This window comes from Salicola sp. AFF1 (assembly GCF_056783195.1).
Map to the genome: position 1 here is coordinate 1 of NZ_JBXAYL010000243.1, position 237 is coordinate 237.

The following is a 237-nucleotide window of genomic DNA, read 5'->3' on the forward strand; positions in this document are numbered from 1 at the left end:
CGCGATCAGCGCTTGGTGGGCGATGTGGCCCAGTCGCTCTGGCCGATGGTCTTGACCTGATCGACGCCGCATCTGAAGTCACGCGCGAAACCGTCGGCGGCCTGCCGCGCCAGCTCGTTGGCGTTGGGGTTGGCCGCGACGTCGACATAGGCGACATGGCAGACTTCGCCCGGCGGCAGCCGCGTCACCGCGAGCATCGCGCGTGAGACCGGGCCGCCGCGCTTGTTCTGCTCGCTG

The 237-nt window shown here is 69.6% G+C and carries 1 protein-coding gene; it reads right to left on the reverse strand.

The window, feature by feature from the left end:
• Nucleotides 1–5: 5 nt before the first annotated feature.
• The coding region (locus AC1RQI_RS17515) for a hypothetical protein (RefSeq protein WP_481905880.1) at nt 6–237 on the reverse strand (232 nt) is incomplete at its 5' end.